17 protein-coding genes and 2 tRNA genes are annotated in these 13,451 nt (G+C 68.9%); 9 read left to right on the forward strand and 10 right to left on the reverse strand.

Features of this window, described 5'->3' with window-relative positions:
• Positions 1-12: 12 nt before the first annotated feature.
• The 4 genes from AC3RXZ_RS02780 to AC3RXZ_RS02795 all read right to left on the reverse strand — a co-directional run bounded on the left by AC3RXZ_RS02780 (position 13) and on the right by AC3RXZ_RS02795 (position 3,295).
• Positions 13-492, reverse strand: a complete 480-nt coding sequence (locus tag AC3RXZ_RS02780; RefSeq protein ID WP_243225501.1) for an acyl-CoA thioesterase — start codon at positions 490-492, stop codon at positions 13-15.
• Positions 485-2,164 (reverse strand): energy-dependent translational throttle protein EttA, encoded by a 1,680-nt coding sequence (gene ettA / locus AC3RXZ_RS02785; protein ID WP_491493102.1) that lies wholly within the window; start codon positions 2,162-2,164, stop codon positions 485-487. Before ettA ends, AC3RXZ_RS02780 begins: the two co-directional genes overlap by 8 nt.
• Positions 2,165-2,237: 73 nt before the next feature.
• Positions 2,238-2,735 (reverse strand): DUF6993 domain-containing protein, encoded by a 498-nt coding sequence (locus tag AC3RXZ_RS02790; protein ID WP_243225495.1) that lies wholly within the window; start codon positions 2,733-2,735, stop codon positions 2,238-2,240.
• Between the two features lie 41 nt (positions 2,736-2,776).
• Complete coding sequence (locus tag AC3RXZ_RS02795; RefSeq protein WP_491493103.1) at positions 2,777-3,295, reverse strand: single-stranded DNA-binding protein; 519 nt, start codon at positions 3,293-3,295, stop codon at positions 2,777-2,779.
• 205 nt (positions 3,296-3,500) lie between these two features.
• On the opposite strand from AC3RXZ_RS02795, the gene AC3RXZ_RS02800 reads away from it, so the two are divergent.
• The 9 genes from AC3RXZ_RS02800 to AC3RXZ_RS02840 all read left to right on the forward strand — a co-directional run bounded on the left by AC3RXZ_RS02800 (position 3,501) and on the right by AC3RXZ_RS02840 (position 7,756).
• Complete coding sequence (locus tag AC3RXZ_RS02800) at positions 3,501-3,773, forward strand: hypothetical protein (protein WP_243225493.1); 273 nt, start codon at positions 3,501-3,503, stop codon at positions 3,771-3,773.
• A 115-nt stretch (positions 3,774-3,888) separates the two neighbouring features.
• A tRNA-Arg gene (locus tag AC3RXZ_RS02805) sits at positions 3,889-3,960 on the forward strand.
• A 31-nt stretch (positions 3,961-3,991) separates the two neighbouring features.
• Positions 3,992-4,618 carry an oligoribonuclease gene (gene orn / locus AC3RXZ_RS02810; protein ID WP_491493104.1) on the forward strand — a complete coding sequence of 209 codons (627 nt, stop codon included), beginning with the start codon at positions 3,992-3,994 and terminating at the stop codon, positions 4,616-4,618.
• A 36-nt stretch (positions 4,619-4,654) separates the two neighbouring features.
• A tRNA-His gene (locus AC3RXZ_RS02815) sits at positions 4,655-4,730 on the forward strand.
• Between the two features lie 144 nt (positions 4,731-4,874).
• Positions 4,875-5,918 carry an NAD(P)-dependent alcohol dehydrogenase gene (locus tag AC3RXZ_RS02820; protein WP_491493105.1) on the forward strand — a complete coding sequence of 348 codons (1,044 nt, stop codon included), beginning with the start codon at positions 4,875-4,877 and terminating at the stop codon, positions 5,916-5,918.
• Between the two features lie 59 nt (positions 5,919-5,977).
• Positions 5,978-6,604 carry a LysE family translocator gene (locus tag AC3RXZ_RS02825; RefSeq protein WP_243225486.1) on the forward strand — a complete coding sequence of 209 codons (627 nt, stop codon included), beginning with the start codon at positions 5,978-5,980 and terminating at the stop codon, positions 6,602-6,604.
• A 29-nt stretch (positions 6,605-6,633) separates the two neighbouring features.
• Positions 6,634-6,981, forward strand: a complete 348-nt coding sequence (locus AC3RXZ_RS02830; protein ID WP_243225483.1) for a metallopeptidase family protein — start codon at positions 6,634-6,636, stop codon at positions 6,979-6,981.
• Positions 6,978-7,274, forward strand: a complete 297-nt coding sequence (clpS, locus tag AC3RXZ_RS02835; RefSeq protein ID WP_374208919.1) for an ATP-dependent Clp protease adapter ClpS — start codon at positions 6,978-6,980, stop codon at positions 7,272-7,274. Before AC3RXZ_RS02830 ends, clpS begins: the two co-directional genes overlap by 4 nt.
• On the forward strand, positions 7,271-7,756 hold the full coding sequence (locus AC3RXZ_RS02840; RefSeq protein WP_491493106.1) for a DUF2017 family protein: 486 nt from the start codon (positions 7,271-7,273) through the stop codon (positions 7,754-7,756). Before clpS ends, AC3RXZ_RS02840 begins: the two co-directional genes overlap by 4 nt.
• Positions 7,757-7,777: 21 nt before the next feature.
• Here the strand turns inward: AC3RXZ_RS02840 and AC3RXZ_RS02845 are convergent, their stop codons facing one another.
• The 6 genes from AC3RXZ_RS02845 to gatC all read right to left on the reverse strand — a co-directional run bounded on the left by AC3RXZ_RS02845 (position 7,778) and on the right by gatC (position 13,388).
• Positions 7,778-8,362 (reverse strand): nucleoside/nucleotide kinase family protein, encoded by a 585-nt coding sequence (locus AC3RXZ_RS02845; RefSeq protein ID WP_491493107.1) that lies wholly within the window; start codon positions 8,360-8,362, stop codon positions 7,778-7,780.
• Complete coding sequence (locus tag AC3RXZ_RS02850) at positions 8,346-8,663, reverse strand: hypothetical protein (RefSeq protein WP_243225478.1); 318 nt, start codon at positions 8,661-8,663, stop codon at positions 8,346-8,348. Before AC3RXZ_RS02850 ends, AC3RXZ_RS02845 begins: the two co-directional genes overlap by 17 nt.
• A gap of 37 nt (positions 8,664-8,700) precedes the next feature.
• On the reverse strand, positions 8,701-9,957 hold the full coding sequence (locus AC3RXZ_RS02855) for a DNA polymerase IV (protein WP_491493108.1): 1,257 nt from the start codon (positions 9,955-9,957) through the stop codon (positions 8,701-8,703).
• Between the two features lie 103 nt (positions 9,958-10,060).
• Positions 10,061-11,575 (reverse strand): Asp-tRNA(Asn)/Glu-tRNA(Gln) amidotransferase subunit GatB, encoded by a 1,515-nt coding sequence (gene gatB, locus AC3RXZ_RS02860; protein WP_491493109.1) that lies wholly within the window; start codon positions 11,573-11,575, stop codon positions 10,061-10,063.
• On the reverse strand, positions 11,575-13,092 hold the full coding sequence (gene gatA / locus AC3RXZ_RS02865; RefSeq protein WP_243225471.1) for an Asp-tRNA(Asn)/Glu-tRNA(Gln) amidotransferase subunit GatA: 1,518 nt from the start codon (positions 13,090-13,092) through the stop codon (positions 11,575-11,577). Before gatA ends, gatB begins: the two co-directional genes overlap by 1 nt.
• A complete protein-coding gene (gatC, locus tag AC3RXZ_RS02870; RefSeq protein ID WP_243225469.1) occupies positions 13,089-13,388 on the reverse strand; it encodes an Asp-tRNA(Asn)/Glu-tRNA(Gln) amidotransferase subunit GatC in 300 nt (99 codons plus the stop codon). The genes gatA and gatC overlap by 4 nt, the downstream gene beginning before the upstream one ends.
• Positions 13,389-13,451 lie beyond the last annotated feature (63 nt).

Below are 13,451 nucleotides of genomic sequence, written 5' to 3' on the forward strand. Positions count from 1 at the left end.
TCCCGCTCGCGCTCAGCGATGCGCGTAGGTGATGGACTCCCCGACGAAGGGCGTCCAGACCTCGCGCATCTGCGGCGTCAGCCGGGTGGGGCGTCCGGTCGCTGCGTCGACGAGCACGATCACGGCGGTCGAACGCGCGTACACGACGCGCTCGTCCGAGGCCGGGTCGTTGTGCACCTCGTAGCAGACCTCGACGCTCGAGCCGCCGAGCCGGCCGAACCACATCTGCACCTCGAGCGGCCTGCGCTGGTACGGCACGGGCGCGAGGTATTCGATCTCCTGCCGGGCGATGAGGGTCAGGACGCCCTGCTCGATTCCCGAGTCGAGGACCGCCGTGGACGGCGCGTCCTCACCGGGGCCCGGCTTCCAGAAGGCGCGCACGCGCGCCTCCTCGAGGAGTTTGAGCATCGAGGTGTTGTTGACGTGGTTGAAGGCGTCCAGATCGCCCCAGCGCAGCTGGATGGGGATGTGGAGCCGAGCCCCGTCAGTCACGGGTGAGCTTGCGGTGCGTCGTGCGGTGCGGACGCGCCGCGTCCGGTCCGAGCCGCTCGATCTTGTTCGCCTCGTACGCCTCGAAGTTGCCCTCGAACCAGTGCCACTGCGCGGGGTTCTCGTCGGTGCCCTCGTACGCGAGGATGTGCGTGGCGATGCGGTCCAGGAACCAGCGGTCGTGCGTGATCACCACGGCGCAGCCGGGGAACTCGAGCAGCGCGTTCTCGAGCGAGCTCAGGGTCTCGACGTCGAGGTCGTTGGTCGGCTCGTCGAGCAGCAGCAGGTTGCCGCCCTCCTTGAGTGTCAGCGCGAGGTTCAGTCGGTTGCGCTCTCCACCGGAGAGCACGCCGGCCTTCTTCTGCTGGTCCGGACCCTTGAAACCGAACTTCGACACATACGCGCGGGACGGGATCTCGGTCTTTCCGACCGTGATGATGTCCAGGCCGTCCGAGACTACCTCCCACAGCGTCTTGTCGGGGTCGATGCTCGCGCGGGACTGGTCGACGTAGCTGATCTTGACCGTCTCGCCGATCTTCAGGTCTCCGCCGTCCAGCGGCTCGAGTCCGACGATCGTCTTGAACAGCGTCGTCTTGCCGACGCCGTTGGGGCCGATCACGCCGACGATGCCGTTCGGCGGCAGGCTGAAGCTCAGTCCGTCGATGAGGGTCCGGTCGCCGAAGCCCTTCTGCAGGTTCTTCGCCTCGATCACGACGTTCCCGAGACGCGGACCCGCGGGGATCTGGATCTCCTCGAAGTCGAGCTTCCTGGTGCGCTCCGCCTCGGCCGCCATCTCCTCGTAGCGGGCCAGACGCGCCTTGGACTTGGTCTGCCGCCCCTTCGCGCTGGAGCGGACCCACTCGAGCTCGTCCTTCAGGCGCTTGGCGAGCTTGACGTCCTTCTTGCCCTGGATGTCGAGGCGCTCGGCCTTCTTCTCGAGGTAGGTCGAGTAGTTGCCCTCGTAACCGATCAGGCGGCCACGGTCGACCTCGGCGATCCACTCGGCGACGTGGTCGAGGAAGTACCGGTCGTGGGTGATGGCGATGACGGCGCCCTTGTAGGCCTGGAGGTGCTGCTCGAGCCAGAGCACGCTCTCGGCGTCGAGGTGGTTGGTGGGCTCGTCGAGCAGCAGCAGGTCCGGCTTCTGCAGCAGCAGCTTCGCCAGCGCGACGCGGCGCTTCTCTCCACCGGACAGGTGCTGCACGGACGCGTCGCCGGGCGGCGTGCGCAGCGCGTCCATGGCCTGCTCGAGCTGGGAGTCGAGGTCCCAGCCGTCCGCCGCGTCGATCTCCTCCTGCAGCGTGCCCATCTCGGCGAGCAGCGTGTCGAAGTCGGCATCCGGGTCCGCCATCTGTGCGGAGATCTCGTTGAACCGGTCGACCTTCACCTTGATCGCGATCCCGTCCTGGATGTTCTCCAGCACGGTCTTGGCCTCGTCGAGCTCGGGCTCCTGCATGAGAATGCCGACCGAGTACCCGGGGCTCAGCTTGGCCTCGCCGTTCGAGGGCTGGTCGAGCCCGGCCATGATCTTCAGGATCGTCGACTTTCCCGCGCCGTTCGGGCCGACCATGCCGATCTTCGCGCCGGGGAGGAACGCCATCGTCACGTCGTCGAGGATGAGCTTGTCGCCCACCGCCTTGCGTGCACGGACCATCGAGTAGATGTACTCTGCCACCGAAAACCGCTCCTTCTGTTGGCGTCGCGAATCGACACTCCAGCCTACCGGCTGAGCGCTGTGCGGATTCCGGTCACCAGTCGATGGGCCGTGTGGCGCCGATCAGGCACCGTCCTTCGGCGAGCTGGTCCGTGACCGTGGTCACCGGGTCGCCCGTCGACGGACCCACCTGTCCGACGAGGCATTCCGTCTCACCCCACCGGACGGAGAAGAGCAGGCTCTCGACGGGGTTGCCGACCGTCGTCTCGTCGGCGGTGACCTGCATGGCGGCCTTGTCGAAGCCTGCGGCGACCAGCGCGTCGATGTACGCCCGCCCCTGCACACGCTGCTCGGATGCCCAGACCTGTTCGGTGACGGCCGTGAACAACGGCAGGTTGTCGGCCGCAGTCCCCTCCGGGACCAGCACGGGACCGGCCGGCTCCGGAGTCGCCGTCGCGTCAGCCGATGCATCGGGTGACGGCGTCGTGGTCTCCACCGGCTCTGGTGAACAGGCCACCAGCCCGACTGCCAGGAGCACCGAGGCGGAGAGTGCGAGCGCGCGAAGGGCGGGAGCGGCGGGTCGGCGAGGCACGGCTCGAGTCTACGGGGCGCCGTCGCCGACCGTGCGCCGCATCAGTCCTCGTCGCCCTCGGAGATGCTCCACGCGTCGCCGCCGGCCAGGACGAGTTCGCCCTCCTGACCGTCGAGCTCCACATCGGAGGTGTTCGTCGGGAACGTCTCTCTCGCCGCCGGTTCCGCCACGCCGTCGGTGACGCCGGCGGCCGCCGGGTGCGCACGATTCGTCCGGACGAAGGCGCTCGTCCCCCAGCGCAGGTCGTGTCCGATCGCCTCGGCGTCGATGTCCACGCTCGTGCCCCGCGCCGTGCCGTTGTCCCAGTCCCGGACGCGCAGCCGCCCGGTGACGATGACGGGATGCCCCTTCTGCAGCGAAGCGCGAGCCTGCACGGCTAGCTGGCGGTACGCCGACACGTTGTACCAGTTGGTGCCCTGGTCGATCCAGGTCTGGGTCTTCGCGTCGTACCGGCGCTGCGTGCTGCCGACCCGGAAGTTCACGACGGGCACGCCGGTCGCGGTGGTGTTGCCGCCCGGGTCGTTCCCGATGAATCCCATGATCGTGATGGTGTCGTTCATCGTTTCTCCTCTTCGTCCCGGATCTGGCCCGGATGTCGAACAGCGTGCCCCTTCGCACCGACCGCCGGAGTCGGATCGGACGGATCTCCACGGCGACGGTGGAGAAGCCGCGTTTCGGCCGTGCTGTGCAGGGCGGGTGCGAGAACAGCGCGCACGGGGCGATGTCGGTGGTCGGTCATATGTTCGATGACGAGAGGAGACCTCGATGCACACCACAGCGGCCACCGCCCTTCCCGACATCCCCTACGCCACGCCCGACCTGTCATCCGACAGAGAGCGACTCGTCAGAGCCGGCGACCATCTGTGGCGCGTTCAGGACCGCGCAGGCCGCATCCTCGGGCATCTACGCATCGCGGCCGAGCCCTTGGGCCTGCGCTACCGCGCCGAGCGTCTTCACCTGGCGACGGGCTCGTTCCGCCTCATCGGCGCCTTCTGGACGGCTGACGAGGCCGTGCAGACCTTGCGCTACCTGAGGTGATACGTCATGTCGACCGACCCGGCCCGCGTGCGCGAGCTGCAGGCACGGCACCGCCACCGCAATTTCACCCAGCAGAACACATGACGCAGTCGGCTGTCGGTAGGCTGGTAGAAGACCCTCAGTAGCTCAGCGGAAGAGCATCGATCTTCTAAGTCGCCGGTCGCAGGTTCGAATCCTGCCTGAGGGGCCGATGTCTGTGCGCTCATTAGGATGCCTGTATGGCATCTGCGTCTGAGAACGATCGACTCGTCTGGATCGACTGCGAGATGACGGGACTCGATCTCGGAATCGACGAACTCGTCGAGATCGCCGTCGTCATCACCGATTTCGAACTGAACCCGGTCGATCCGGGCTTCCAGATCGTGATCAAGCCGAGCGATGCCGCGCTAGGCAACATGAACGACTTCGTCACCGAGATGCACCGCTCGTCCGGGCTCATCGACGAGATCCCCTCAGGTGTGACGCTCGCCGAGGCGGAGGAACAGACCCTCGCCTACATCAAGCGCTTCGTGCCGCTGGAGCGCAGGGCCCCCCTGGCCGGCAACACCATCGGAACCGACCGCATGTTCCTCGCGAAATACATGCCGCAGATCGATCAGTGGCTGCATTACCGGAACGTCGACGTGTCGAGCATCAAGGAGCTGTCCCGTCGCTGGTACCCCCGGGTGTTCTTCCAGGCACCGGCCAAGGACGGCGGTCACCGCGCCCTGGCCGACATCCTCGAATCCATCAGGGAGCTCCGCTACTACCGCGATGCCGTCTTCGTGCCGGAGCCCGGGCCCTCCAGCGAGGAGGCCCGCGCCATCGCCGAGCGCACGGTGTCATCGGCACCCTCCGACGTGTAATAGAATCGTCTGGTTGCCCGCTGACGCGGGCGCATGGTGGGTATAGCTCAGTTGGTAGAGCGCCTGGTTGTGGTCCAGGAGGTCGCGGGTTCAAGCCCCGTTACTCACCCCAGCCGAGAGGGCTCCGACGAATTCCGTCGGAGCCCTCTTCTGTTTCCGCGGGGGGTGCCTCGGTAGGATCGAGGTGCGCTCGCGCTGGGATTCGATGTCATCCGAATTCCGGATTCGGCCCAGCACGACAGATGAGGAGTGCACAGTGAAGGCTGTCCGGTTCACCGCATGGAAGACGTTCCCCACCATCGAGGACGTGCCCCGTCCCGTCCCGGGGCCCGGCGAGGTCCTGCTCAAGATCGCGGGTGCGGGAGCGTGTCACTCGGACGTCGCCGTCTTCGAGCAGTTCGACGAGAGCATGGGCGACCAGCTCGCCCCCAGCTACACGCTCGGACACGAGAACTCCGGATGGATCGAGGAGCTCGGCGACGGCGTCACGGGCCTGTCCGTCGGCGATGCGTTCCTGTCGTACGGGCCCATCGGCTGCGGCCACTGCCCCGCCTGCTCGCGCGGGCAGGACACCTACTGCCAAAACGCCGCGACCCAGCCCTACCTCGCCACCGGCCTCGGCCGTGACGGTGGCATGGCCGAGTACATGACGGTGCCGGCGCGGAACCTTGTTCCGCTCGGAGATGCGGACCCCGTGACCGCCGCGCCCCTCGCCGACGCGGGCCTGACGCCGTACCACGCCATCAAGCTCGCTCTGCCGAAGCTCGCGGGCGGCGGCAAGTCCGCCCTCGTGATCGGTCTCGGCGGCCTCGGTCAGATCGCCGTCCAGATCCTCACAGCGATCACCGGCGCCACCGTCTACGCCACCGACACCAAGCCCGAGGCGATGGCCGAAGCCGAGAAGTCCGGAGCCGTCCGCATCGACGGCGGCGAAGGACAGGCGGATCGGATCCGCGCCGCCACCGGCGGGCAGGGTGTGGACGCCGTCTTCGACTTCGTGGGAATCAGCGCCACGATCGCCCTCGCCCAGCAGGTCGTCGCCCGCCGCGGGCGCATCACCGTCGTCGGTGTGGCAGGCGGACCGACCAGTTGGGACTTCTACTCGAACCCGTACGAGGCCGAGCTCACCAACACGTACTGGGGAACGATCGAGGAGCTGTACGAGGTCGTCGAACTGTACCGCGCCGGCAAGATCGCACCGGCCGTGACGACCTACCCCATGGATCAGGCACTTCAGGCCTACCACGACCTGCATGACGGGAAGCTCACCGGGCGCGCGGTCGTCACCCCGCACGCTTAGACGTCGTTCGGCGGGAGCCCGGTTCGGATCGAGCCGGGCTCCCGCCGTAGAATCTCCTGGTGTCGCTGACGGTCTGGCTCTCCCTGCTCGCGGCATCCGTCGTCATCAGCTTCACCCCGGGAGCCGGGGCGATCAACACGATGTCCAACGCGCTCAACGAGGGATGGCGGCGGGCGATCTGGGGAGTCATCGGACAGCAGCTCGCCCTGATCGTCCACGTCGTGATCGTCGCGGCCGGCGTCGGCCTGCTCGTGTCGCGGTCACCGCTCCTGTTCGACATCGTGCGCTACGCCGGCGCCGCGTATCTCGTCTACCTCGGCATCCGGATGATCCTCGCGAAGCCGGCGTCCGCCGAGGACGGCTCGGTCGCGCCCCGCCCGGCGGAAAGCCGATGGTCCATGCTCCGACGCGGGTTCTGGGTCAACCTGCTGAACCCGAAGGCCATCGTCTTCTTCCTGGCGTTCATCCCGCAGTTCATCCGCCTCGACCAGCCCGCCCTCCCGCAGTATCTGATCCTCATCACGACGGTCGTGGTCGTCGACGTCGCCGTGATGTGGTTCTTCTTCGCGGCGGCAGCGAAGCCCTTCCGCCGGCTGACGCGGACGTCGCGCGGACAGCGCACACTCAACACCGTCTTCGGAGCGCTCTTCCTCGCGGTGGCCGCGCTCCTGCTGTTCGTGCACTGACCCGGCTCGCGCCCATAGGCTGGAGGACGATGGATATGGATGCCGCGGCCTTCGAGCAGCTCGTCGTCGACGAGCTCGACCTGCTGCCCGACGACATGGTCGACGGGCTGGACAACGTGGTCTTCGTCGTCGAGGACCGCCCTGAGGACGGCAGTCTCGACCTGCTCGGCCTCTACGACGGTCTCGCGCTCACCGAGCGCGGACAGTACGGCCTGGGCGAGCTTCCGGACCGGATCATCGTCTACCGGGAGCCGCATCTCGACCAGTGCGACACCGAGGACGAGCTGCGCGACGAGATCCACACGACGCTCGTGCATGAGATCGCCCACTTCTACGGGATCGACGACGAGCATCTGCATGAACTGGGATGGGCATGAGCACGCCGATCGCGACCCCGGACACGGAACAGGATCTCCACCTGTCCGCCGCACCGCTCGAGCCCTGGCAGGTCGTCGTCTGGAACGACCCGGTGAACCTGATGAGCTACGTCGTGCGCGTCTTCCGCACCTACTTCGGCTACTCGCAGGAGCGCGCGACCCAGCTCATGCTCGCGGTTCACCACGAGGGCCACGCGATCGTGGCGACCGGCCCGCGGGAGACCATGGAGGTGCACGCGCAGGCCATGCACGACTACGGACTGTGGGCGACCGTGCGGCGGGCTCCGCGATGAACGACGGCATCCGGATCTCCCTCGCCGCGATCGAGGGCCATCACCTGGCCCGCCTGGTCGACGAGTTCGCGCGTCTGCTCTCCGCGGAGGCGACCGAGGACGCCGCGGATCCCGTGTTGGCGCGCCTCGCACCGGACGCCTACCCCGAGGATGCCGAGGCGTCCCTGGCGTTCACCGCCGCGACGCAGGACGACCTGCTGGACCGGCGGGCGTCCGACGCCGCCGTCGTGCGCGCCGCCCTGACCGGATTCACCGTCGAGCCCGACGGCGGGGGCGCCCACGCGCCTCAGGAGATCGAGATCCCGGATGCCGAGATCGACGCGTGGCTGCGCACGCTCACCGCGCTCCGGCTCGTGCTCGCCGCGCGCCTGGGCATCATCGTCGAGGACGACCTTCCCGAGGAGGACCCGCGCCGCGGCGTGTACGACTGGCTCGGCTATCGGCTCGAGACCCTCATCCAGGCCGCAGACGAGCGGAGCTGACACCCGGACGACGTCACGTCGTCACGGGATCCGCACCACCACCGTGGCCAGCTGACGAGGATCGTCGCGATCGATGTGCGCCTGCTCCTGCGCGGCCCACCGCTCCCAGTGCGGGCGGAACGCGTCACCGTCGCGGTGTAGCGCACGCGCCTTGCGCGCGGCGTCGGGCGAGTCCACCCAGACCCGGACGTCTGCGAGCGGCGCCGTGCGCAGTGTGATGGTCCCGCAGCCCTCCAGGATGACGCCCAGCGCGGGATCCACCGCGTGGCTCTCGGCATCCTGCCCGTGGTCCCAGTCCCAGCGGTGCCACGTGCCGATCCGTCCGCGGCCGTGCGGACGGAGGATGCCGTCGAGCGCACGGTCGGTCCCGGCATCCAGTCCGTCCCACCCGGGGTACAGCGAGTCCATCGCGATGCGCTGCGGTCGCCCGGTCAGAGGCCAGCGCTGCTCGACGAGCCGAGCCAGGCTGGTCTTGCCGGCGCCGCTTCGTCCGTCGATCAGGACGACGGGATTGGCCGCCGACACCTCGGCGATCGCGGCGACCACCTGGTCCGCCGCGACGTCCAGTGCTGCTGAGACCGGGTCCTGGCTACTTCTTGAGCGCACGGATCACACGCGCGAGCGCACGTCCGGCGACCCAGACGAACGGGATCCCGACGGCGAGCAGCGACACCAGGTTCGGCTCGAACCGCAGTCCCTCCTCGCGACGCACGTAGACGCCGAGCGGGATCGAGACCCCTCCGCCCCCACCGCCGTCGCGTTCCTGATCCGACCCGCCGCCGAACCCCGACCAGGTGAGCGCCACCGGCGTGATGCTGACACCATCCACGTCCTGCGGTTCGCCGTAGGCGCTCTTCACGCCGAAGACGGCCGCTTGCTTTCCGAGTTCCAGTGCGATGTTGGGCATTGCTCCACGCTAGCCGACATGTTCCGTGCTGCGAAGGTCATTCCGTCCCACTCGCCCTCGGATGCTGCGGGGCACCCCGCCCGTCGCCGCGACCGAGGTGACGGGCGCGGGTGATCGTGGCGCTCCCGAAGCGCGCCCGCGCGCTGTCGAGCGCTCCTTCGACCCGGCGCCAGTCCTCGTCGTCGTCCCAGAGTGCGAAGGCGCCGGCGCCGGCCGGCTGCAGCCTCTCGGCGCGCACCCCGACGAGACGGATGGGGCTTCGCCGATCGATGTGCTCGAACAGTTCCTGTGCGGCTGTTCCGATACGCTGCCCGACCGCCGTCGGCTCGGACAGCGTCTGAGAGCGGTTGACCGTGGTGAAGTCGTCGAACCGGATCTTGATCGCCACGGTGCGCGTCTCCCATTCGGCCCGTCTCAGACGTGCCGCGACGCGATCCGCGAGGCGCAGGAGCTCCGAGCGGATCTCCTCGCGATCGGTGATGTCGACGTCGAACGTCTCCTCGTGCCCCACGCTCTTCTCGACGCGGGTGGTCTCGACCGAGCGAGGATCCTCGCCGCGCGCGAGTTCGATCAGACGCTGCCCGAGCGCGGATCCCACCGCGCGGTCCAGCATCTCCGGCGCCGACTCGCGGATGTCGCCGATCGTGCGGATGCCGCGCGCCTCGAGCGCCTCCGCGGTCTTCGGCCCCACGCCCCACATCGCCCGCACCGGTCGCGGAGCGAGGAAGTCCTGCGTGTCGGCCGCGGCGACGACGAGCATGCCGTCGGGCTTCGCCATCGTCGAGGCCATCTTGGCGACGTGCTTGGTCGCGGCGACGCCGACGCTGCAGGTGATCCCCACCTCGGCGTGCACCCGCTCCCGGATCAGCCGCGCGACCCGCGCCGGACTCCCCCACAACCGGCGCACGCCGTGGACGTCGAGGAACGCCTCATCGACCGACAGCGGCTCCACGAGCGGCGTGAACGATTCGAAGATCGTCATGACGTGGCGCGAGACCTCCTGGTACCGCGCGAAGTCGGGCAGCACGATGCGTGCCGTCGGGCACAGACGCATCGCCTGCGACACCGGCATCGCCGCCCTGACGCCGTATCGGCGCGCCTCGTAGGACGCGCTGGAGACGACCGAGCGCCCGTCCGGGGCCCCGATGATCAGGGGCAGGCCGCGCAGCGACGGGTCGTCGAGGACCGCGACCGCCGCATAGAACGCATCCATGTCGACGTGCAGGATGCGCGTACCCGCATCGTCTGCACCCTCGGGTGAGACGATGCGGCCAGAACCGTCACCGCGCCCCATGACACCATTCTCGCCGCGACCACCGACATCGAGCCCGTCTGTTCGGCGCGAATGCCCGCGCGCATCGGCGTGTCGCGGGCATTCGCACCATATGGCGGGTCGACTACTGCGCTGCGCGCTCCAGGATCAGCTCGCGCACGCGCGCGGCGTCGGCCTGGCCCTTCATCGCCTTCATGACCGCGCCGATGATCGCACCGGCGGCCTGCACCTTGCCGTCCTTGATCTTCGCAAGGACATCGGGCTGCGCGGCCAGCGCGTCGTCGATCGCCGCGATCAGCGCCCCGTCGTCCGACACGACCGCGAGACCTCGGGCGTCCACGACCTCCTGTGGGGAGCCCTCGCCGGCGATGACGCCCTCGAGCACCTGGCGTGCCAGCTTGTCGGTGAGCGTCCCGGCGTCCACCAGCTGCTGCAGGGCGGCGACGTTCGCCGGGCTGATCAGCTCGGCGGCATCCCGCTCGGCTGCGTTCGCGAGGCGCGTGATCTCCCCGGTCCACCACTTGCGCGCAGCGGCCGGGCTGGCGCCGGCGGCGATCGTCGCCGCGACCTCGTCGAGCAGCCCGCCGTTGCGGACGTCCTGGAACTCCAGGTCCGTGAACCCCCATTCCGCCTTGAGACGGCGGCGACGTGCGACGGGCTGCTCGGGCAGAGCCGCACGCAGCTCCTCGATCAGCTCCGCGGTCGGCTGCACAGGCAGCAGGTCGGGCTCGGGGAAGTAGCGGTAGTCGTCGGCATCCGACTTCGGTCGTCCCGGCGAAGTCGTTCCGGTGTCCTCATGCCAGTGCCGGGTCTCCTGGATGATCGTCCCGCCGTCGGCGAGGATCGCCGCCTGGCGCTGGATCTCGTATCGCACGGCGCGCTCCACCGAGCGCATCGAGTTGACGTTCTTCGTCTCGGTGCGGGTGCCGAGCTTCTCCTGGCCGCGCGGACGCAGGGACACGTTGGCGTCGCAGCGCAGGTTTCCGCGCTCGAGCCGGGCCTCCGAGATGCCGAGGCCGCGGACGATGTCGCGGATCGCGGCGACGTAGGCCTTCGCGATCTCCGGCGCACGGTCCTCGGCGCCGAAGATCGGCTTGGTGACGATCTCGACGAGCGGCACTCCGGCACGGTTGTAGTCGACCAGCGAGTACTCGGCGCCCTGGATACGTCCCGTCGCCCCGCCCATGTGCGTGAGCTTGCCCGCGTCCTCCTCCATGTGCGCGCGCTCGATCGGAACGGTCACCAGCGTGCCGTCCTCGAGCTCCACCTCGACGGAGCCCTCGTACGCGATCGGCTCGTCGTACTGGGAGATCTGATAGTTCTTGCCCAGATCCGGGTAGAAGTAGTTCTTCCGCGCGAACCGGCTCGACTCTGCGATGGAGCAGCCCAGCGCGAGGCCGAGGCTGATCGAGGAGCGGATCGCCGTGGCGTTCACGACCGGCAGCGAGCCGGGAAGACCGAGATCGACCGGAGCGATGAGGGTGTTGGGCTCTGCACCGTGGTAACGGTCGTTCGCCGGGTTCGGCGCGTCGGAGAACATCTTCGTCTCGGTGTTCAGCTCGACGTGCACCTCGAAGCCGAGCACGGGCTCGAACAGTTCGAGCGCCTTGTCGAAGTCCATCAGCTTGGCGGCGGCCATCAGCGGTTCCCTCCCACGAGCTCCGGGGCGCGGGTGAGCAGCGGTGCCCCCCACGAATCGACGAGGAGCGTCTCCAGGGCGGCGCCCACGCGGTACAGACGGGCGTCCTCGTGCGCCGGCGCGAGGAACTGGATGCCGACGGGCAATCCGTCTTCCGCCGCGAGCCCGGACGGGATCGAGATGCCGGGAACCCCGGCGAGGTTCGCGGGGATCGTGGTGACGTCGTTCAGGTACATCTGGAGCGGGTCGTCGACGCGCTCGCCGATCTTGAACGCGGTCGTCGGCGCGGACGGCGTCGCGATCACGTCGACCTCGGCGAAGGCGTTCGCGAAGTCCTGCTGGATGAGCGTGCGGACCTTCTGCGCGCTGCCGTAGTAGGCGTCGTAGTACCCGGCGGACAGGGCGTAGGTGCCCAGGATGATCCGGCGCTTGACCTCGTCGCCGAACCCGGCCTCCCGGGTGGCGGACATGACGTCCTCGACGGTGGCGCCGCCCTCGGGGGTCACGCGCAGACCGAAGCGGACCGAGTCGAACTTCGCGAGGTTGCTGGATGCCTCGGCGGGCAGGATCAGGTAGTACGCGGCCACGCCGTACTCGAAGTGCGGTGCGGAGATCTCCACGATCTCGGCGCCGTTGGCCTCAAGCAGTGCCAGGGACTCGCGGAAGGATGCCGCGACGCCGGCCTGGAACCCGGAATCCGGCAGCTCCTTGAGCACTCCCACCTTGAGGCCCTTGAGGACGTCGCCCCTGGCCCCTTCGCGGGCGGCCTCGGCGAACGAGGGCCAGGTGTCGGTGAGCGAGGTCGAGTCCTTGGGGTCGTGCCCGCCGATCACGTCGTGCAGCAGGCCGGAGTCCAGCACGGTGCGCGTCACAGGTCCGACCTGGTCGAGGCTGGACGCCAGCGCGATCGCGCCGTATCGGCTGACCCCGCCGTAGGTCGGCTTGATGCCGACCGTGCCCGTCACGTGCGCCGGCTGTCGGATCGACCCGCCGGTGTCGGAGCCGAGGGCGAGCGGTGCTTCGAAGGCGGCCACCGCCGCGGCCGAGCCGCCGCCGGAGCCGCCGGGGATGCGGTCGAGATCCCAGGGGTTGCGGGTGGGGCCGTACGCGGAGTGCTCGGTGGACGAGCCCATCGCGAACTCGTCCATGTTGGTCTTGCCCAGTGCGACGAGGCCGGCCGCGCGCGAGCGCGCCACGACCGTGGCGTCGTACGGAGACAGGTAGCCCTCGAGGATCTTCGACCCGCTCGTCGTCGGCTGGTCGGTCGTGACCAGCACGTCCTTGATCGCCAGCGGCACGCCGGCGAGCGGGTGCAGCTGCTCGCCGGAAGCGCGAGCCGCATCGATCGCGTCGGCTGCATCCAGGGCTCCGTCGTTCACGTGCAGGAACGCGTGCACGTCGCCGTCAACGGCGGCGATGCGGTCGAGGTGCGCCTGGGTGGCCTCGCGGCTGGAGACCTCACCGGCCTGCAGTCTGTCCGCGAGCTCTGCGGCGGTCCAGCGGATGATGTCGCTCACTGCTCTTCTCCCAGGATCGCGGTGACGCGGAAACGGCCGTCCGCGGCGTCCGGTGCGTTCTGCAGCACCTGCTCGTGCGTCAGCGTCTGACCGACCTCGTCGGGCCGGAAGACGTTCGCGAGAGGGATCGGGTGGCTCGTGGCGACCACGTCGGCCGTGGCGACCTCGGAGACCTTCGCGATGTTGTCGACGATGGCATCGAGCTGGCCCGTCAGCCGCGTCACCTCGTCGTCGTTCAGCTGGATGCGCGCGAGCACGCCGAGATGGCGTACGAGTTCGGGGGTGATTTCAGACACCCGACCAGTCTAGTTGGCGGCGTCGGATCCCCTGCGACGCCGCCGGCCCGCAATAGGCTGGTG

This window comes from Microbacterium cucumeris (assembly GCF_058349845.2).